Here is a 21,418-nt window from a genome sequence, read left to right as displayed (position 1 = left end):
ACCGATGCGTACTTACACAAAGTTTATGTTCGGCGGTATTCTGCAACTAAGTTTTATCTGCCTGTTAGCAGTGTTGCTGTTATTTGCGGCATACCAGCGGGCTGACATGGTTCAGTCATTCAATGAAATTGCTCGCTGGGGGGCGATTTCGCTACTACTGTCGGGCAGTTTACTGTTCGCAGGAGGGCTTTGGTGTCAGCGGTTATCTGTCGCTGCTGCTGGGCGAATGAAAAGGCACTTGCTGGTATTGGCTTCATTAGCGGCACTGGCCTGCCTGCTGTTGCTGCACCTGAGCCTGGGTACTCCGTCTTTGACTGTATTTGATGTTGCGACGGCGCTGCTGATAGCTTTCCTGTTTACCATTGAGCTGGCAGTCCTGCAACAGGGGATGCAGCCAGGGGATAGCGGCGAAGTTTCTGAGCCAGCCCGGCCAGTGAATTTTAAACTGATGCGTCCGGCTATCTTCCTGTTTCTGTTTGGCATCGATCTGTCGATGTCATTCATTCCCCTGCATATGGAAGAACTGCCGCAGTCACTGGCTGGTATCTCGACCGATCTGTTGATTGGTTTGCCTATATCGGTTGAGTTTTTCTGTGTCGGCGTTGCTATTTTGTGGTGCGGCGTCTGGCTGGATCGCTGTGGCTGGCAGCAACCTTTTTATACCGGACTATTGCTGACAGGTGTTGGTTGTTTGTATTCATGGCTGGCAACTGATGCGATCAATTTTATTCTTTCCAGGGGTGTGCTGGGCCTGGGGTATGGCCTGACGTTGCTGGCAGCCCAGGGGTATGTAATTCGTCATACTGACAGTGCGAATAAGTCCCGCGGGCTGGCGCATCTTTTTGCCGGTCTGTACTCCGGCAGTATCTGTGGTGCCGCTACCGGAGCGGTGATGGCCGAACTCTTCGGTTATTCGATGGTTTTCCTTTGTGGCGGCATTATCGTCTTTAGCGTCATCTTTTATGCCTGGTTGCAGCTGCGGGAGAATAACCCTGAGCCAGCCCACGAAATTGCCTTAACTGCGGCCCAACAACCGACGGTATCGAGCGGCGTGATGGCGTTTCTTAGTAACAGGCAGGTGTTGGCTGCTACCTTATTCAGTAGTTTGCCCGCGTCGATAGCGGTGGTTGGTTTTCTGAATTACTTTAGTCCTGTTTATCTCAATCGGGCGGGTGCAGGTGAATCGACAATTGGTCAGGTGCTGATGTTGTTTGGTGTAGTTCTCGCGCTGTTTGGGCCGGCGGTAGGGCGCTTTGCTGATCGCAGTGAGACAAAACGCATACCGATAGTGCTGGGCTGTATTTTGGGGAGCTGTGCTTTTCTGGTGTTCTATTTTGTTGAAGGCGTTATCGCCGTTACTTTGGCCGTACTGTTGCTTGGGCTGTCGAATTGTCTGGTGCTTTCCGCGCAGAGCGCGTTCGTCCTGAAGCAGGATGTGACACGGCAATTTGGTGAGGGTAAGGCGATGGGGGTATTTCGCTCCAGCAGCCGTATAGGGCAGATGCTGGGACCGGTGATTTTTGCCGGACTGATTGTCAGCGTAGATATTGAACAGTCGGTTATGTTGTTCGGGGTTGGCTATTTTGTTACCGCTATCTTGTTCTGGTGGCTATCGGGTAAGTCTGAGTCACCGTTGCAGAAACCGGTCAGCAAGGAGGCGGTGTAAGGTGAACCTGTTTCTCAGTAAGGATATAGAAGTAGCGCCGGCATCGCTGTCAGAACTGTTTATGCAGCAGCTTCGGGCGCATCTGCCGACAGTGGCGAAAGTACTGTCTGAATATGGCGATAAAACGGTATCGGAATATCTGCAGTGGGTTTGCAGCTATTGCAGCGACACTGCCCAGCCGGTAGGTGATCTTGCCGATGTTATTACTGATTATGCGACCCCTTTGCTGGGTCCTGCGCTGGCCCGCCAGGCAGCCGTGGATATTGTCAGTTGTCCGGTCGCCCTGACCACCAATCATCATGGCGTGGATTACTTTGCCCAATCGGTCCAGGGGACGTTGCTGTTCAGCTTGCGACAAGCGCAAGGACCGTTGTTGAAAACAGTCCCGGTATTTGCCTGTGGCAATATTCCCCTGGATAACATGACTTATCCCCGGGGAGGGCTTCTCTATGGCGCGCCTGGCAGGAGTGATCAACTTACAAGGGTGCCGCTGTTTTCTAATAAAGTACGCCGTCAGCCGGTTGCCCGGGTGCGGGGGCTCGATCAGACGATGTTGCAACAGGCGTTTAAAAGGCTGGCTAAACAGCAACAAAATAGTGAAGTTTACCCGGCCTCTGCCGACACTTTAAATGAGTTGCTGTTGCAGGAATATGCCGCAGTAGATGTGCTGCAGCTGGATAATTATTCGGATCAGTCTGTAGTGTTGAATAACAGAATCTGGCAGCGCTTGTTTACTGACGATGTTGTAGCGCCCCAACTCATATATCTGGAGCTGGAAAAGATAGCAGAACGGTTATTATCTATTGATCTGAATAATCCGCAGAGCCTGGTTTCGATACTGCTGTTTAACGGCCCGTTACGGGACTTGTTAATAGCGCGGCTTGATAGCGTATCCGGTTGCTGGAATAACACTGAACTGCAACAGCGCTGGACTGGTCGTAACACTCCGTCCGGCGGTGCAAGCACCGGCTGCGGTACTTTTATGTTCTGGGGCGTTGATGATAAGGGGCGGAGAATTCCTCTGGCTATGGTTGCCGATAGCGATGGCTACCTGCTAAGAGGCTGTGATGACAATGGTGTTGTCAGAGAAGTTCAGTTAACTGCCCAGGCATTACTCTGCGAGCTGCAGGCGGGTCGCATAATGCCGTCGGTTTTCACCTGCTTCCTGGTTATTGCTCTGGCGCGGGGGGTAACTTGTGCCGGAGGCTATTATCAGGCTGAGTACCTGCCGCTGATGCAGCAGGGGGTCAGCGAAGTGTTAGCATCGCAGACCGCTACCCGGGCAATGGCAAAACTGGTTGAAGAGGTATTCACGGATCGTTATATGTCCGGGATGCAGGCGGTTATGTCAGCCACCGGGTCGGGATTGATCCCGGCCGGGCCCGTTGAAATTATTAGTGGCGGGGCCTTGAATAGCGAGGAGCTGCAGCGCATTACCCGTTTAACATTGGCTGATGCGCATCGGGCATCTCTGGCTGAAACGATGCCGGATGCATTGCATGAACTATTACCACAAGGGGATTGGCAGCAGGTTCTGGCTGCTGAGAATGATCAACTGTTGAAAGATAAAGTTGTGATCAGACAACTTTATTGAAAAGCGCACTGACTGCCATGGATGTTAGTAGTGTTGGACGTAATTGCCAGCTGTTATTCCCTTATACGGGGAAGGAGACACTAATGTTTATAAGAAAATTTTTGCTCAGTATAGCCGCTATTCTGACTTTGATGTCGCCGCTTAGCTTTGCTGAAGACAGAATGAAGTTCGATACTCAACCAGTAACTAATGCCGGTAAACCCTGGCGTATTGGTTACTTCGAAGGCGGTGAATATTCCGATTATCAGAAAATTCTGACCGAAACGATAAAGGGCTTGATGAAGCTGGGCTGGCTCGAAACAACAGAGATTCCGCCGCAGCAAGGTGAACAAACGGAGCAGATGTGGCAATGGCTGGTGGCCAATGCCAAAAGTGAGTATATCGAATTTGTGCCGAATGCCCATTATAGCGCTGCCTGGGATGAAACGATCAGAGAGGAAATAGCCGCGCGGATTATTCAACGTCTGAATAGTCAGCGGGATATTGATCTGATGATTGCGATGGGTACCTGGGCAGGAAAAGAGCTGGCCAATGATAAACACCGAACCTCTACCATGGTCCTCTCTACCAGCGACCCTTTGGCGGCGGGAATAATCAAGAGTGTTGAAGATTCCGGCTATGATCATATTCATGCCACGCTTGATCCGAGCCGATATGACCGGCAAGTGAGGGTTTTTAACGATATTGTCGGTTTTAAAAACCTCGGCGTTGCTTATGAAAATTCAGAAAATGGCCGTACCTATGCGGCGCTGGAAGTGATTGAACGGCTGGCAAAGGAACGCAAATTTAATATTGTACGCTGCCATACACTCAGTGATATCAGCGATGTTTCTCAGGCTGAAGCAAGCGTTGTGGAATGTTTCAAAGAGCTGGCGCCGAAGGTTGATGCGATCTATGTCACGCAGCAGGGCGGAGTTAACGGTAACAGTATTGCTAAGCTGGTTAAGATTACAAATCAATATCGTATTCCAACTTTTTCTATGTCCGGTTCCGTTGAAGTCAGTAAAGGCCTGCTGCTGAGCCTTTCCCAGGCAGGATTCCGTTATGTCGGTGAGTTTCATGCGGGTACTTTTGCCAAAGTGTTCAATGGTGCTCAGCCTAATCAACTGAGTCAGTTTTTTGAAGAGCCTCCACGCATGGCGGTAAACCTTAAAACAGCAGAGATTGTCGGCTTCAATCCACCACTTCTGCTACTGGGTGCTGCAGATGAGATCTACCGCGATATTCAGGAAAACGAATGATATATACCGTCAGCCATTTCTATTACCTGCACGCCTGGAATACTGAAGAATGATGAAACAGATAAAAAGGATTTTGACCGGGCTGTCGCTGATACTGCTCTGTTTCACTCTGACCGCCCAGGCCAGCTCCGAAGTGTATAGCAGTAGCCCCCAGGGTGAGCCGCAGCAGCGTTGGCGTATCGCGTACTATCAGGGCGGCGGGTTTGATGATTATTATAGCTATCTGGCTGCGACTATTGATGGGCTGATTGAGCTGGGCTGGATTGAACCTGTTGAGCTGCCTGATTTCAGCAGTCGGGATAGTCAGGCTCTATGGCTCTGGGTCTCGCAAAATGTTGAGAGTGAACGTCTGGAGTTTGTTGCTGATGGCTACTACTCGGCAGACTGGGATGCCCGCGCTCGTCGTGAGGTTCGTAATAACCTGATATCCAGGCTCAATCATAGTCAGGATATTGATATGGTTTTTGCTATGGGTACCTGGGCCGGTCAGGATCTGGCAAATCATCTGCACCGGGTTCCTGTGGTGGTCATATCAACCAGTGATCCACTGCGTTCCGGTATCATCTCCAGTCTGGATGACTCCGGTTTTGATCATCTGTTCGCCAGTTATGATCCTGGTCTGCTGCCACAACAGATACAAGTATTCCATAAACTGATCGGATTTAAGAGGCTGGGCGTGCCCTTTGAAAATACCGTTAATGGCCGAAGTTATGCCGCTATGGACAAGCTGGAACAAGCATCAATCGAATTGGGGTTCGAGATTGTGCCTTGTTATACCCAAAGCGATATTGCCGATCAACAGCAGGCGGAACAAAGCGTGGTACGTTGTTTTGAACAACTGGTCCATGAGGTTGATGCCATATATGTTTCGGTACAGGGGGGAATTAATGCCAGGACCACGCCTACGCTGGTTTCCATTGCGAACCGAAATGCTATCCCGACGTTTTCCCAAAACGGGGAGCGGGAAGTGCGTTACGGCTGGTTGCTGAGCCTGGCCCGCCGGGCCGGGGTCGGGCCGGAAGGGGTGTTCCTGGCGCAAAATATTGGTCGGATTATCAATGGCGCTAAACCAAGGAACCTGAACCAGGTGTTTGAGGGTTCTTCCAACGTATTGCTGAATATGAAAACTGCTGAGGATATCGGTTTGTATCTGAACGCGGAACTGCTGGCGGCGGCAGACAAATTGTACTGGCAGATAGAGCAGCCTGAATGACCCTTATGTCACTGAAATTTAAGATTCTTGCCCTGATCCTGCTGGTGTTGGTAATGACTTCGGCGGGAACCTTTTACTTTACTCAGCGTGATGTTGGCAGTGCCATGTTACGTGCAGAGCAGTCATCAGCGGAAAACGTATTGCAGCTGGCTGATCTGAACATTCGCCGCAGTTATGATCAGCTGATCAGCGAAAAAGTTGAGCTGTTAACCCAGCTGAAAGCGGAGATGGTACATACCGCGAATATGAGCAGCTCGGTACTGCGCGAATTTATGTTGCTTAACAGCTATGCCAATTTGTCTGAAGAAGAGGCACAGCAACGGGCAAAAAGCTGGTTACGAAAGGTCGATTACAACAGCGGTGAGTTACTCCTGTTTGACCGTAATGGTACCGTGCTGGCCCACAGTAAGTCAGAGCTGGACGGGATGTCGATTACTGATGTTCGGGATGTGAAGGGGCGACTGATTTACCAGGCGATGAAGGATGATCAACTGGGTCCCCGGGGGGATAGTGGTATCTTTTTCTGGCAGAAACCCGGGAGTCCAAAGCAGGGTAAGTTTATGGGGCATTTTCTACCTGTCATGGGCTGGCCCTGGACGCTGGCTGTCATTGTCAATTTTGATAATGTCGAGCAGGAGAGCCAGCGCAAGATGGATACTATTGTCGCATCCCTGAGTCAGACTTTTACTAAGATTCAGATAGCTAAAACCGGTTATGCCTTCCTCTTTAACGGAGATAAAGAGATCCTTATCCCGCCGCCGGGGGAGAACCTGGAACAGCTTAAAGACCGGTCCGGCTGGCTGCCTCAGTACAGTGCGGTGCTGGATAACATTATTGCCGCCAATGATAATAACGAGAGTGCTATCAGTTATAGCGATCCATTTGTTGGCGATCGTAATGTCGAAGTCTTTATCAGTTACTTTAAAGCGTTTGACTGGTACCTGGGTGTTGTCGTGCCGGTGGCTGAGATTGAAGCGCCGGGCAAGGCGTTGATTAAGCAACAGAGTATTGTTATTGGTCTGATCTCTCTTATAGGGTTAGGAGCTGCGCTGTTTCTGGTGTTCCGTATATCCCGCCCCCTAAATACTTTGTCCTCTTACGCGAAAGCCTTGCCGACGCAGGATTTCAGTCAGCAAAATCCAGAGACGATAAAGATTAAACGTCTGGCAATGGAATATCGCGACGAAGTTGGCCGTCTGGCGGATTCTTTTGTCTTTATGGAGTCATCTATTCGCCAGAATATTCAGCAGGCGCGACGTGAAAAAGAGATCGCGGAAAAAGCCAGTCAGGCGAAAAGTGAATTTCTGGCGACCATGAGTCATGAGATCCGAACGCCGATGAATGGTGTCCTGGGAATGACCGACCTGGTGCTGGAAACCGACCTGAGCAGTGATCAGCGTCGGTTCATGGAAATGATCAAATATTCAGGCTCCGGCTTACTGGATATTATCAATGACATCCTGGATTTCTCTAAAATTGAAGCGGGTAAACTAAAGCTGGATAACCGGCCACTGGAACTGCAGGAACTGATCGAACACCTGGTTACGGTGCTTACGCCACAGGCCGGGAAAAAAGGCTTGCAGCTCAGCTGTAACCTGCCCAAAGAGATGAATACCAAGGTGCTGGGTGATGCGGCCCGTTTACGTCAGGTGCTGACTAATCTTATAGGCAATGCGATTAAGTTTACTCATAGTGGCGAAATTTCGGTGTCGGCGGTGATTTTTGATCAGTCAGCGACGGAGCTGTCGTTACAGATCCGGGTGCGGGATACCGGTGTCGGTATTTCACCGGAGCATCAGGATGCAATATTTGAGTCGTTCTCCCAGGCAGACAGTTCGACCACCCGTAACTTTGGCGGCACCGGCTTAGGCCTGGCTATCTCCAAGCAACTGATCGAGATGATGGGTGGGAGTATCGGCTTTACCAGTGAGCTGGGTAGCGGAACCACGTTCTGGTTTGGGCTTAAGTTGAAGAAAACCGATCAGGCGCTGAATGCCGATGCACTGCCGGTTATCAGCTCGGTTACTCAGCAGGGGGCATTGCAGGGCAAAGTACTGCTGGTCGAGGATCATCTGGTTAACCAGGAATATGCCGTGCAGGCTTTGACCGGCCTGGGGGTGAGTGTTGACCTGGCCGGGAACGGTATCGAGGCCCTGAATCAGCTGCAGGAACAGCGCTATGATCTGGTGTTGATGGACTGTCAGATGCCGGAGATGGATGGTTACCGTGCGACAGAGTTAATCCGGCAAGGGGAGCAGGAGCGTGGCGCCCCCCGACTGCCGATCATAGCCCTGACAGCCAACGCGATGCTGGATGATCGGCAGCGCTGTATCAACGCGGGGATGGATGATTATCTGTCTAAACCATTCAGTAAATCGCAGATCGGGACAATGCTGCAGCGCTGGCTTCCTGAAGCAACAAGTCCTGCGCTGGTCGTGGTTGAAGAACCGACTGCCACCTATGGCATTGGGCAGTTACTTACAGAGTCGGGTGAACCGCTGCAGTCTGAAACGATTGAGCAGCTACGGGAGATGGATGATGACGGTAGTTTTCTTAACCGTATTATCGAAGCCTATCTGGAAAAGTCGCCCGCCGATATTGCACAGTTAAGGCAGGGGCTGGACCGGGCTGATGCCGAGATGCTGCGTAAGGCCGCCCATAGCTTTAAATCCAGTAGCTATAATCTGGGTGCCCATCAGTTAGCTGAGTTATGCAAAGCGATGGAGTTGGTAGGCCGGGAAAATAATCTCGATAGGGCAGCGGAGCTATGTGCCGGTATTGAAGCAGAATACCAGTGTGCCAGGGAGGCATTAATAAAAATCCAAGAGAATAATAATGCAGAAAATTCCAATGAGCAGCGAGACAGTTGAATTGACCAGAGTGTTAGTGGTTGATGACGATGTCACGGCCCGACTTCTGGCCCGTCAGGCGTTGGGAAAAGAAAACTTCGCTGTCATAGAGGCGGAAGATGGAATCGCTGCACTAGAGCTGTTTCAGGCGGTTCAGCCGGATATTGTGCTGATGGATGTCGAAATGCCTGGACTGAATGGATTTGAAGTCTGCCAGCAGCTGCGCAGTTTTCCCTGCGGCAAACTGGTGCCGATCCTGATGGCGACAGGGCAGGATGATATCGATTCGGTGCGTCAGGCTTATGAGGCGGGAGCCACTGATTTTGTCACTAAGCCTTTTAACTGGCAGATCCTGGCGCATCGACTGCGCTATATGGTACGCGCCAGCGATACCACAGAACAGCTGCAGGAACTGCAGAAGAGCGAGTCGCGTTTAGGCAATGCGCAACGTATCGCCCGGCTGGGTAACTGGGAGTGGAATCTGAAGAATAATGAGATCTACTGGTCAGAACAGCTATATCAGATGTTGGGTGTTCGTCGTGGGGTTGTAAAACCCAGTTATCGTAGCTTTCTCAGTAAGCTGCCGAGGGCTGAACGAATGGAGTTCCGCCGCTGGATTCATGGCATGCTGCAAGGCCATGAAGAGAAGCAACTGTGGGGCTGGAACCATTGTATCGAACAGTCCGATGGAAGCTGCCTGAATGTGCAGCATCAGGCTGAGATTTTCTATGATGAGAAGGGTGTTGCGACGCTGGTGTCCGGTACCGTACTGGATGTTACAGAGCTGAAGCGGGCGCAGGATAAAGTCCTTCAGCTGGCCCGGTTTGACAGCCTGACCGGGCTGGCTAACCGCAGTGTTTTCCGGGAACGGGTGCATCTGGCGATGGAGCGGGCACAGCGCCATGGTCACTTAGGGGCGGTGTTGTTTCTGGATCTGGATAACTTCAAAAGAATTAATGACACCTTTGGTCACGGCATTGGCGATCAGCTATTGCAAGAAGTGGCCAGTCGTTTAACCGAAAGCCTGCGCAGCAGCGATAGTATCAGTGATAGTCAGTTGCGTAATGACACAGACAATAACCTGATTGCCCGCTTTGGCGGCGACGAATTTACCGTATTACTGTCCGAGATCGGTCAGGTGAAAGATGCTGAGAATATTGCCCGTCGAATACTGGACGCAATAGGGCTGAGTATTAACCTTTCCGGCCACGAGGTGGTGGTCACCCCAAGCATCGGTATTGCGATCTTCCCGCACCATGGCGAAGACGTTGATAGCCTGCTGAAAAATGTCGATGCCGCGATGTATTATGTTAAGCATGCCGGTAAGAATGGCTATGAGCTGTTTGTTAAATCGATGAACGTGGTGGCGAAACGCCGGCTGGAACTGGAAAGCTGTTTGCGGCGGGCGATCGATGATAATGAGCTGTCAATTAATTATCAGCCTCAGGTGGATCTTGAAACCGGCAGGATTATCGGTGCGGAGGCCCTGCTACGCTGGAACAGTGCCGAGCTGGGGATGGTTTCGCCGGTAGAATTTATCCCTGTTGCCGAGGAAACAGGGTTGATCTCGCCGATTGGCGAATGGGTGCTCAGGGAGGCCTGTAGCCAGGTTAAGGCATGGCGTGATGAAGGCCTGCCTGAAATACGGGTTGCAGTAAACCTTTCGGTCCGGCAGTTTGCCAAGCAGAGTCTGGAAAAACTGGTTAACGAGGTATTAATTGATACGGGTTTGCCGGTTGATTGCCTGGAACTTGAAATCACCGAGAACATGCTCATGGACGATGTCGATGGTTCGGTAGAGACCCTGCATAAGCTCAAAGACTTAGGTGTCTATCTTGCGATTGACGACTTTGGCACCGGCTATTCAAGCTTGAGTTATCTGAAACGTTTCCCGATCGATAAGCTCAAGATTGATCGTTCTTTCATTACCCATGTGACCACTGATCCGGGGGACGCATCGGTGACCCAGGCGATCATCGCTGTAGCGCATAACCTGGGCCTAAGTGTGACTGCAGAAGGGGTGGAAGAGGAGTCGCAGCTGGCGTTTTTACGTCAGCACAACTGCGAAGAGGTGCAGGGGTATTATTTTAGCCGACCGCTGGCCGCCTGGGATATGGCTCACCTGCTGCAAAGCAGTAAAGGCTACCTGTCAGTCTGAGATGGCAAAGCCGAACCGAAAGGGGCCGCAGACCCGGGTCGATATTTATTGTGCCCGGTGTCGCACCCAGCTGTTTCGTTATCGTAAAGGGGGCAAGGGGGCGCTGGTAAAATGCTTTGTCGAGCGAATAGTCAAAGACTATACGGTCACTCCCTGTATCTGCCCTGGCTGCGGCGCAGAGTTCGCCAGGCAGACGCTGATACGGGGTGTTCCGGCGTATAAGATAATTGGCGGCAAGGTTGTGATGAAGTAACCTCCGGTCGTTTTGTCTGTCAGGTTCTTTAACCGTTCAGAGCGGTTGCTTCTGTTGCCTCAGCCTGACATTCTCTTTTGACTTCAGCTTCGTGTGTAACAAACCGTTGCATCATTACGTCGAGTCCTTTGGCCTGATCGTGGACGGACTCCGCCGCCGCTGAAACTTCCTCAACCAGCGCTGCATTTTGTTGGGTCATCTTATCGATGGAAGTGACAGCGATATTGGCCTGATTAATACCGATCGCCTGCTCCTGGCTGGCGTTGGTAATCTGACGGGTAAGCACAGATACTTCATCGATACTGTCGGCAACTTTCGCAAACGCATCAGATGACTGGCTGACTTTTTGGGTACCCTCCTCAATACGGGCTACGGTATCCCCGATCAATACTTTAATATCCCGTGCCGCGTTAGCCGACTTCTGTGACAAACTGCGAACTTCACTGGCCACTACTGCAAAACCTCTGCCCTGATCGCCGGCGCGGGCCGCTTCGACCGCGGCGTTAAGCGCCAGCAGGTTGGTCTGAAAAGCGATACTGTCAATCAACCCGGTAATCTCACTGATTTTGTTACTCGACTGCTGAATCGCAGTCATCGCATTGATTGCTCCCACCATGACGTCAGAACCTTGTGCGGTGACCTGTTTTGCCTGGCTAGCTACCTTATCAGCCTGTACTGCGTTTTCAGCGGTAATCTGGATCGCCTGGCTTATCTGTTCCATAGTCACGCTGGTCTCTTCGATCGCAGATGCCTGGCTTTGGGTGCGCTCAGACAGGTCGTTGTTACCCGTGGATATCTCATGGGTTGCACCGGCTACATCGCTGGCTGAGTTACGTACCTCGTTGACCAGGGTTGCCATTGATTGCTGGCCATGATTGATAGCGGATTTAATTTCATCGAAGCGGCCCAGATAATCACCGTTGACCTTAGTGATCAGGTTACCTTGTGACTGCAGTTCAGCAACAGTGACGACTTCGGTAGTCGCTTTTCTGATCGCTTCGAGCGAGTGGTTGAGGTTTTGTTTTAACAGATATAACTGTCCTGGAAGTTCGCTCTCAATGCGTTGTTCAAAGTTTCCGTTTGCCATCGCATCCATGGTGCTGTTCACTTCCCTGATGGCGTTTCCGATATTGCGCATAGCGTGCTGGCTGGCTTCTACCATGTGCTGGTAGTCGCCGGACAGTTCGCCACTGACTTCAGTGTCAAAGTCGCCATTGGACAAACGCTGCATCAGTAAGCTCAAGGTGCTAATACTGGACTGTGTTTGTTCTGCACTGCTGTTTATTGCGAGCTTAAGGTCAGACAGTTCACCGCGCAGGTCCCGGGTTACCCGGCCGGTAAAATCACCCACTGCCATTTTTCGCATCACCTGCTTAGTGTCTGCTAAGGCGTCCTGTGTTGCCTGTAACAGCTGATTAACTGCGTTACTTGCAGCACCAATTTCATCTGTATTTATTATCTCAAGACGGGCCGAAAAATCACCGTTTTGCTCGACATTGCGTATAGTCTGGGCCAGATTGATAATCGGCTGGGTAATGCCTGCTGATATACGCCAGGAGATATAAGCGATGGCAAAGCTTCCGATCAGACCGATTACCAGAATCCATATTTCCAGAGAGGTAACCGCGGCAAAAGCTTCTGTTTCGTCGATGTCTACCAGTAGCGCCCACTTGATGCCGTCGACATTTATCTGAGTGTATGAGGACAGGACTTTATTGCCTTTATAGTCGGCAACCAGCTTGCTTGTGGTTTCGCCTGCCAAGGCTGCTTTTGCAGCAGGAGTATTTACGCTACCGGACTCTGGGTTTGCAAACGAAGTAACAACAGAATGATTTTCCGGATCCAAAAATGTATCCGAACGTAGCAGCAGGTCAGGACCAACCAGATAGGATTCACCGGTACTACCCATTCCGTCCCGCAGATTCATGATTGCATTGATCGGGTCCAGCGGGATCTGTAGAGCGACTATTAGTTGCAGTTGTCCTGCTTCATCGAATACAGGAGCACCTGTAAACCCGGCAGGGGCGCCATTACTCGGCTCATAGGGTTGAATATCCATAACCGTATACGTGCCGTTTTTAACGATCTGGCGGAAAAGCTCGCCTAAGTTACTATCCTTGTAAGGGCCTGTGATCAGATTGGTATTATAATCTGACTCTTTCATGATGCTGTACGATATCAACCCGTCAGGTTCAATCATGAACAGGTCATAGTAGCCGTAGCTGTCATGGTACTTTGCAAACAGATTCTTATGATCTTTATCTTTATTCTCAAGGGCTTCAGAAAGAGTTCCATTTTCAATCATTGTATGAACCAGTGCTGCTAGTCCCTCAGTGTCCCTTCGGCTAATGGCCAGGAAGTTTTCAATCTGCCTGGCCTTTATACCACGCACCGACTCCAGCTGATGGTAGCTTTGCTTTTCAAGGGAGTGGCTGGCGATATAACCGGAAATAGAAGCCAGTATTACAAAAGGCACTAAACCGATCAGCAGGCAGCTGATCAGTAATTTTCTACTTATTTTCAAGTTATTAAACGATTTCACCCAGACCTCCAAAAACTACAATTTATGTAGTTTATATCCCCTCTTAAATTCTGAGGGGGATGGTAACAGACGATATGATTAAAGCCTTGGTAGTGGTACTACTGGCAAGCAATCAGCTGCACGTCCGTTGCTTTATTAGTTGTTTTTAGAATTAGTGGCTTGCAGAGTGTCGCCTGACTTTGCATCACATGTTTGCTGAGTATTGATCATGGGGTACTGCTATACAAAGCTTTCCCCGATGAATGCTGCCCAAATTGAGGAGACAGGTTATTCTGTCGTTTCACCACCTCAGTAATCTCAGAACATGGCTATTGAGCTGCGCGGTATTTTCCAGTGGCTGAACTTGTTCTTCTCCAATCCTCTGTAACACTTCTAAGCAGACTAACTGGTTTTTCCCCGAGCTATTTCAGACCGGGTATGAGGAGGCTTGCTATGGATCATAAAGATGAGAGTCAGCGGGTAAACTATCAGAAAATAATGGTACCGGTGGATCTGGTTCACATTGACCATCTGGGTAAGGCGCTGACAACGGTGGCAGATCTTGCCCGGATGTATCAGATTCCGGTTTGCTATGTGGGAGTATCATCAGCACTGCCCAGTGAAATTGCGCATAATCCGGATGAGTTTGCAAATCAGCTGGAATTGTTTGCACAGCAACAAGCGGATAAACATGGCCTGCCTGAAGTAACATCCTGGGCGGTTATCAGCCATGACCCCGCGGTGGATCTGGATGCAAAGCTGATGCAGACCGCGACAGAGCTCGGTGCAGACCTTATTGTAATGGCTTCGCACGTACCGGGTCTGATCGAGTATGTTTTTTCTTCAAACGCCGGCTATGTAGCATCTCATGCCAGTGTGTCGGTGTTTGTTGTCCGTTAAGCTGGAGCTTACCCGGCCCCTCTGAGATTGTTCCTGCAAGGGGCTGAGGTTATGTCGTGGCTAATTATTAATCGCCAGCAGTTCGACATCAAAGATCAATGTAGAACCCGGGCTGATAATACCTGTAGAACTCAGGCCATAGGCCAGTTCGCTGGGGATAAACAGGCGGCGCTTCTCGCCAACAACCATTAACTGTACCCCTTCGGTCCAGCCTTTGATTACCTGATTCAGGGCGAATGCGATCGGTTCACCGCGATCAACTGAACTATCAAATACCCGACCATCAATCAGTGTGCCGTGGTAATGCACTGTTACTTTATCGGTAGCGAAAGGGTGCTGCTCGCCAGTGCCGGCCTGAAGTACTTTATATTGCAGTCTTGAATTTGTGGTAACGACGTCGGGATCTTCTGCATTTTTTGCCAGAAAGGCGCTGCCAGCGGCGATGTTTTCGGCGGCCAGCTTCTTGTTTCTTTCTTTGTTTTTGTAAAGCAGGATGGCAATGGCGGCAACCACAACGAAGAGAATAATTTCAGTCATATAGATCACAATATAAATGGAGAGAGGCATGCACTTTACCGGGGAAAAACCGGTCACTCAAGGCTGGGATAGAAAACTATTAACGGTTGCTGCAGCCGGTCAGGGGTAGGGATAACGACATTGAATAAATTATACTCAGATGATTTTCTGCCGGGATAATCAGCCTGCCAGAAAAAACCTTTTAAAATCGATGCGTTGACAACGCGCAGTAACTCTATATAGTGAGGTGCAGCTTAGAAGAAGTCTATTTTTTAACCATTTGTTGTCGTTGTATTACACTTAGTATTCTCGTCCCTCCGTTTTAAATCCCAGTCTTATTTTTCGCTATCTACGTTCTTTTCTGTCCCTTTTTCGATATGCCAGAATACTGTTTTATTGGGTGTTGAGGCTATGCTAAAAAAATGCCGAATAAAATACCGGGTCAGAATCGGATAGAACAGTGATCAGGGCGTGATGTTGTTGCTCATGCTGTGGCTATTGTTCAGACCATGCTTAGCCGAGGGGAAAAGCTCAGGCTAAAGCTGTTCGCCGGTGCACTGATTTGCAGAAAGCAAAGACGGCGGCAGAGTAAATATATGTGTCACATGCTTGAGCTAATATATTAAGAACCTCAGCATAAATAATTTATGGTATTCAGATTAAGGCTAAACGCACAGCACCTGAGCGAACATAAGCTGTTTTGAATACCCTCCTAATTTAAATCACTTAACCGAGTTGAGTGAAATCAGCCGAGATACTTTTCCCCGTCTATATGACCTGCTGCGGCAGTGGTTTTAACAAATTACCAGGGCAAAGCTTGAGGCTGCTTTATTTGAGAAAAAAGATGAGTAAAGACTCTAAAGCAGCGATTAACGCTGCAGATTTTGAAAAATACAGCAACCCGATTCCGGGTCGCGAATACATTATGGGCTTGCTCGACGAACCTGGTAAAACGTTAAACCGGGAGCAGTTGGGTAATGTGCTGCAACTGTTCGAAAGTGAAGAAAAAGAAGCGCTAAGGCGTCGTCTCAGGGCGATGGAGCGCGATGGACAATTAGCGTTTGATCCGCGTAATGGTTATAGCTTACTGCGTGAAGAAGACCTGCTTGAAGGCCGGGTGATCGGGCATCCCGATGGCTTTGGATTTCTGACGCTGGATGGCCCGGGTGACGATCTGTTTTTACACGATAGCCAGATGCTAAAAGTATTTGATGGTGATCGGGTTCAGGTTCGGGTGAGCGGTGTCGATCGTCGTGGACGTCAGGAAGGTCGGATTATCAATGTACTTGAGCAAAATACGACTCAGGTTGTTGGTCGTTTGAGGTTTGAGGATGGCGATTTCTTTCTGCAGCCTGAAAACAGCCGTATCCGGAATGAGATCGATATTGCAGATGACCAGCTAAAGGGCGCGCAAGCGGGGCAGTATGTCACCGTTGAGATCATCGAATACCCTTGTAATCGCTTCAATGCCTCGGGGCGGGTTGTTGAACTGCTTGGCGACTCAATGGCGCCGGGCATGGAGATCGATGTTGCTATCCGCAGCCATGATATTCCCCATAAATGGCCTCAGGATGCACTTAAAGCAGCTGCAGCGATGGGTGATGAAGTAAGTGATGCCGATAAACAACACCGTGCAGATCTCAGAGACCTGCCGTTTGTCACTATCGATGGTGAAGACGCCCGCGATTTTGATGACGCGGTGTATTGTGAAAAAAGAAAATCCGGTGGTTGGCGCTTGTTTGTTGCGATCGCCGATGTATCGCACTATGTGGTGCCAGACAGCCCACTGGACCAGGAAGCGGAAGAACGAGGCACCTCAGTATATTTCCCAGGTCATGTAGTGCCTATGTTGCCGGAAGTGCTGTCCAATGGTCTGTGCTCGCTGAATCCCCATGTCGATCGACTGGTGATGGTCTGTGAAATGGCGATCAACAGCGCCGGTAAAATGACCAGTTATAAGTTCTCTGAGGGCATAATTCATTCACATGCCCGGTTAACATACACTCAGGTAGGCGCTTTGCTATCGACCCCGGAGTCGGGGCTGGGTAAGAAGACAGCCCAGAAGCATTCGGCTGTCGTGCCGGACATTCATACGCTGCACCAGCTATACGCGGCACTGCGCAAAGCCCGTACCAAACGTGGCTCGATCGATTTTGAAAAGCAGGAAGTACAGTTTAAATTTACCGAAGATCGGAAAATTGACCGGATCGTGCCGGTGGTCCGTAACGACGCGCATAAGATGATCGAAGAGTTTATGCTCTGTGCCAACGTAGCGACCGCTCGCTTTCTGGAAAAGCTGAATATGCCGGCGCTGTATCGGGTACATGAAGGACCGGCAGATAAAAAACTGACAAATTTGCGGGAATTCCTCAGTGAAAGAGGCCTTAATCTGACAGGCGGTGATAAACCAACGCCGGCCGATTATGATCGCCTGCTGAGCAGTATCGGCGAGCGCAACGATGCGCAAATTATCCGTACTATGATGTTACGTTCCCTGAGCCAGGCGGAATACAGCTCGGATAACCAGGGGCATTTTGGTCTGGCCTATCCCGCCTATGCGCACTTTACGTCGCCAATCCGTCGCTATCCAGACCTGCTGGTACATCGTGCTATTCGCTCGGTGATTCGTCGTACTGAGAGTGGCGGTGCGCTGCGCCGGGTGCTGAAAAAGGTGACCGGTGTCGGTTCGGATCCTGTGCATCGGGTTAAAAGTGCCGCGCCCCTTGAAGCGGGCAAGAGTTACCCTTATGACCTATCAAAAATGAAGAATCTGGCGGAGCATTGCTCACTGGTATCCCGTCGTGCCGACAAGGCTGGCTGGGATGTCGAAGCCTGGCTTAAATGCGAATATATGCAGGATCACGTTGGCGATATTTTCCCCGGAGTCATCAGCAGTGTGACTAACTTCGGGCTGTTTATTGAACTGGATGATACTCAGGTCGAAGGCCTGGTGCATGTCACCGCGCTGAATAATGATTACTACCAGTTTGATGCGGCGCAACAGCGTTTAGTCGGCGAGCGAACCCGGGCTAGTTTCAGTATCGGCGATAAGATCAATATTCGGGTCGTACGGGTCGATATGGATCAGCGCAAGATTGAGTTTGAACTGGCGTACAAGGCGGATGATCAAAAATCGTCGAAGCCTAAATCCCGTAAAGGCAGATCTAAAGGGGCAGGTAAGTATAAGCGGTAAACTATCCTGCCCGAGTCTACGGATCAAGCTTCTGGATCTGTATCAGCTTATGAATGTTGGCTTGCGCCTGGGCTTCATAGCGCTGGCTGAAAAACGCAGAGGTATATAGCTGCGGACGGTCCAGCAGTGACTGGAGGAACAGGGTCTGCCGGTTTAAAAAGTCTGCCTCCGGTATATCGGGCGATTCGGCACGAATTGCTTTGGTGTCTTGCAGGCAGTCTTGCCATGGTTGGCCGAAACCGGACAGATCAATGTCGACGGTGAACTTTCCATCCAGTGTTTGTGGTACTTCCTTATGCCGGGTAAGCAGAATTAGCTCAACCACTTCCTGTGCCAGCCTGGCATCGATCCGGTCGCCCATCCTGACGGTAAACAGATCAGCACTTTGTTGTTCATTATCCCGCGCCTTAGGGTCGTAGATTGCATCATGGAACCAGAGTGCCAGCTCAACGGCATCCGGTGTTTCCATCTGCTCCCGGGCAAGGTCAAACTCCCTGAGGCAGTGCTCGATGTGACGGGCGGCATGATAGTGCCGATGGGGTTCGTTATACAGCCTGATCAGCTCGTCATAGAGAGGAACAGAGCCGTCCGCTCTGCCTGAATGGCTGCTGCGTGCATAAAGTGCACAGAAGCGCGCTTCATTCATAGGATTTTTATGCGCCAGACTTTGATCCTTCATAGGGTCCTCTGTGATGGTCCGGGTGTCAGCAGGGGGAGCAGCAGGGTTGTTAGCTGGGTTGTTAGATAGTATAGCTGGATCTGTTCCATTATCTGCCTCCGGAGCTGATACCTGCTCGTTGCTGCCAGAGACTATTTCTACACCGAGGCGCTCACGGGCAACCCGGTGTATCTGCTCCTGCAGGCTGGGATTTGCTGCCAGTAGTCGCTGGAAATCCTGGCTCTGCAGGACCAATAGCTGGCAGTAGGCCATGGCGATGACATCGGCATTACGAGGAGCCCGGGTGAGTAATGCCAATTCACCGAAGAAGTCACCGCTGCCCAGAAATACCGGCTGCGGCTCGACTGCAACTTGTATAGCACCGCTGGAGATGAAGTACATTGCATCACCGGGCTCACCTTTACGGATCACTCGCTCCCCTGGAATCACCAACAGGGGGGTTAGCAACCGGGCGATGGCTGCGAGTCGGTCGGGTGGCAGGTTATCGAAGAAGGGGACTTTGGCGACAAGTTTGTCAGGCTCTAATCCAAGGTCCAGACGTGGTTGACGATGCAGGGTGTGGCTGCGTTGGTCCAGATTTCTTACCAGACCATTAAATATCTCCTGGCTGATCACCCGGTCATCGAGCATGCGGCGATAGCCTGCTTCCTCCAGGCGCAGAGCCGTCCGCGCCAGATAGCGTTGCTGCAAGGTTTTGGCATAGTCTGGATACTGCTGCTCTAATGCCTGCAGGGCTTGGCGGGTATGCACCAGACGATCACTTACGCGCTGCAACAGCTGATCTGCGGTTGCTTTACCCAGCAGAGATGGAGTTTGTTCCCGGCTATAGCTGATAAGTATGTTAAGTACGATTTTAGTCGCCCGCAATACCTCGAAACGGTCTGCCAGTGAGCGTGCCAGCGGCCAGCTCAGGCCCAGACGACGCTGTAGTAACAGCGTTGCCCGCAACAGAGAGCCGAAACCTAACTGTTTTTCCAGGGTTTGCTGGTAGCCGGCGATCCCGTTTTCCTTAACGCTGTCCAGCAGGTCATCGGCCTGAGCCATAAGAGTGCGGGTAATACTGGCTGATATCAGCCCTTCGGAGAACCGTTTCAGGTATAGCTCCCGTTCGTAATTGACCAGGGTAGCCAGACCGACCTGTTGCATCATCTCATCGGGCAAGTGGCCGGCTTGCGCCATAGTAGCTTCAATGTTTGATAAGCGCTGATGGTAATCGTCAGCGACCGCAGAGGCTATTCGGGGAGCAATTTTTTCATCATCAGCAGCCTGTTCCAGCCCGGTACGAACCTGAGACAGCGTCAGTGCCATCACCCGGTTTCGGATAGCTTGCTCCGCCGGAGGCAGGTGATCAAGCTTAAAGAAACGCATCATCATGCCCATCGTCGGTGCGTTGACGAATAAGGTAAATAAGACAAAGCCGGTGACCAGTACTGCAATAAACTGCTGCACCTCGGGACTGATACCCGGTGATTCCAGAATGACCAGCGCGAGTGCTAAAGATACGGCACCTCGCAATCCGCCCCATAGCATCACGGTGCGGAATGCCGGGCTGATGTGCTGCCCCCAGCCAAGCCGGTTCATCGACGGAAGCACGCCGAAGAGCACCAGTGTTCTGGCGAGGAAGGCGGTGACAGTCAGGGCCAGCAGGGCGATGGCGCTGGCGCCGGAGATATCGGACAGAACCTTCGGCACCAGCAGACCCACCAGGAAGAAGATAAGGGAGTTGGCCCAGAATGCCAGTTCTTCCCAGGTTTCGGTCAGGGCATGCCAGGTTTCGGGGGAGACCTTAGTGCGGCCAAAGGAGTTTATCATTAGTCCGGCGGTGACTACGGCCATTACGCCGGATACGTGCAGGTAATGCTCAGCCCACATGAAACTCAGATAAGCCAGGCAGATAGTCAGGGTTATCTCGACCAGAGGCAGGTTGCGCAGGCGACCGATAATGGTGGCGAATAACCAACCAGTGATCAGCCCCAATAGAATGCCGCCAAGGAATACCGTCAGGAAACGTCCGGTCGCCGACAGCAGGGTAGCCTCGGCGCCTTTAGTCAGAATTGCGACCAGGATCGTGAAAACGACGATCGCGGTGGCATCATTAAACAGGCTTTCCCCTTCTACCAGAATGGTCAGCCGTTTCGGCGCGCCCAGGTTCTTGAAAATGGCTATCACAGCGATCGGATCGGTGGCAGATACGATAGCGCCTACCAGTAAGCAGATGACCAGGCCCATACCGGAAAGACTCCAGATCGAAACTCCCACTAACAGTGTAGAGATGAGTAATCCAATCACGGCCAGCAGCAAGATCGGGCCGATATCGGCCATCAGGTGACGGGCGTTAATGTTCAGGGCCGATTCAAAAATCAGCGCCGGCAGGAAGACAAAGAACACCACATCCGAGGTGATATCCAATGCCTGAAGGGAACTGAGAAAGTCGCTCAGAATAGTCGGATGTGTGCCTTCCCCCATTGCCATCGTGATTGCGCCGAGTATGCCGCCGGCAAGTGCCAGCAGCACGGTGTAGGGAAAGCTGATGCGGTTGGCCAGCGGCAGCAGCAAACTGGCGACAGTGAGTAGCCCGACCAGGCCAAGTACCAGGAAGAATGTTTCATGCATAGTGCTGGCCTTCGACAGGGGG

At 51.0% G+C, this 21,418-nt stretch carries 12 protein-coding genes; 9 read left to right on the top strand and 3 right to left on the bottom strand.

Translation table 11 applies throughout. The features are described from left to right. The first annotated feature begins 4 nt into the window (after nucleotides 1–4). The 7 genes from ACQUQM_RS16685 to ACQUQM_RS16655 all read left to right on the top strand — a co-directional run bounded on the left by ACQUQM_RS16685 (nucleotide 5) and on the right by ACQUQM_RS16655 (nucleotide 10,974). Nucleotides 5–1,666 (top strand): MFS transporter, encoded by a 1,662-nt coding sequence (locus ACQUQM_RS16685; RefSeq protein WP_432471007.1) that lies wholly within the window; start codon nucleotides 5–7, stop codon nucleotides 1,664–1,666. A gap of 1 nt (nucleotide 1,667) precedes the next feature. After that, nucleotides 1,668–3,260, top strand: coding sequence for a hypothetical protein (locus ACQUQM_RS16680; RefSeq protein WP_432471006.1), 1,593 nt, complete (start codon nucleotides 1,668–1,670; stop codon nucleotides 3,258–3,260). Between the two features lie 83 nt (nucleotides 3,261–3,343). Further along, complete coding sequence (locus ACQUQM_RS16675; RefSeq protein ID WP_432471005.1) at nucleotides 3,344–4,501, top strand: ABC transporter substrate-binding protein; 1,158 nt, start codon at nucleotides 3,344–3,346, stop codon at nucleotides 4,499–4,501. 49 nt (nucleotides 4,502–4,550) lie between these two features. Beyond that, on the top strand, nucleotides 4,551–5,714 hold the full coding sequence (locus ACQUQM_RS16670; RefSeq protein ID WP_432471004.1) for an ABC transporter substrate binding protein: 1,164 nt from the start codon (nucleotides 4,551–4,553) through the stop codon (nucleotides 5,712–5,714). 5 nt (nucleotides 5,715–5,719) lie between these two features. After that, nucleotides 5,720–8,584, top strand: coding sequence for a cache domain-containing protein (locus tag ACQUQM_RS16665; protein WP_432471003.1), 2,865 nt, complete (start codon nucleotides 5,720–5,722; stop codon nucleotides 8,582–8,584). Next, nucleotides 8,565–10,721, top strand: coding sequence for a two-component system response regulator (locus ACQUQM_RS16660; protein ID WP_432471002.1), 2,157 nt, complete (start codon nucleotides 8,565–8,567; stop codon nucleotides 10,719–10,721). Before ACQUQM_RS16665 ends, ACQUQM_RS16660 begins: the two co-directional genes overlap by 20 nt. Before the next feature lies 1 nt (nucleotide 10,722). Continuing rightward, nucleotides 10,723–10,974 carry a hypothetical protein gene (locus ACQUQM_RS16655; RefSeq protein ID WP_432471001.1) on the top strand — a complete coding sequence of 84 codons (252 nt, stop codon included), beginning with the start codon at nucleotides 10,723–10,725 and terminating at the stop codon, nucleotides 10,972–10,974. A 28-nt stretch (nucleotides 10,975–11,002) separates the two neighbouring features. On the opposite strand, the gene ACQUQM_RS16650 is transcribed toward ACQUQM_RS16655, so the two are convergent. Next, nucleotides 11,003–13,516, bottom strand: coding sequence for a methyl-accepting chemotaxis protein (locus tag ACQUQM_RS16650; protein ID WP_432471000.1), 2,514 nt, complete (start codon nucleotides 13,514–13,516; stop codon nucleotides 11,003–11,005). A 432-nt stretch (nucleotides 13,517–13,948) separates the two neighbouring features. Here ACQUQM_RS16650 and ACQUQM_RS16645 point away from each other — a divergent pair, with 432 nt between their 5' ends. Continuing rightward, nucleotides 13,949–14,395, top strand: coding sequence for a universal stress protein (locus ACQUQM_RS16645; protein WP_432470999.1), 447 nt, complete (start codon nucleotides 13,949–13,951; stop codon nucleotides 14,393–14,395). 60 nt (nucleotides 14,396–14,455) lie between these two features. Here ACQUQM_RS16645 and ACQUQM_RS16640 read toward each other — a convergent pair whose 3' ends face one another. Then, on the bottom strand, nucleotides 14,456–14,962 hold the full coding sequence (locus ACQUQM_RS16640) for an FKBP-type peptidyl-prolyl cis-trans isomerase (RefSeq protein WP_432470998.1): 507 nt from the start codon (nucleotides 14,960–14,962) through the stop codon (nucleotides 14,456–14,458). A 793-nt stretch (nucleotides 14,963–15,755) separates the two neighbouring features. On the opposite strand from ACQUQM_RS16640, the gene rnr reads away from it, so the two are divergent. Then, nucleotides 15,756–18,104 carry a ribonuclease R gene (gene rnr, locus ACQUQM_RS16635; RefSeq protein ID WP_432470997.1) on the top strand — a complete coding sequence of 783 codons (2,349 nt, stop codon included), beginning with the start codon at nucleotides 15,756–15,758 and terminating at the stop codon, nucleotides 18,102–18,104. A gap of 16 nt (nucleotides 18,105–18,120) precedes the next feature. Here the strand turns inward: rnr and ACQUQM_RS16630 are convergent, their stop codons facing one another. Continuing rightward, nucleotides 18,121–21,396 (bottom strand): cation:proton antiporter, encoded by a 3,276-nt coding sequence (locus ACQUQM_RS16630; RefSeq protein WP_432470996.1) that lies wholly within the window; start codon nucleotides 21,394–21,396, stop codon nucleotides 18,121–18,123. Nucleotides 21,397–21,418: the final 22 nt, after the last annotated feature.

Source organism: Amphritea sp. HPY (assembly GCF_050870985.1).
Lineage (GTDB): Bacteria > Pseudomonadota > Gammaproteobacteria > Pseudomonadales > Balneatricaceae > Amphritea.
The sequence above is the reverse complement of the archived record's forward strand: the minus strand, read 5'-3'. Positions and strand labels throughout refer to the sequence as shown.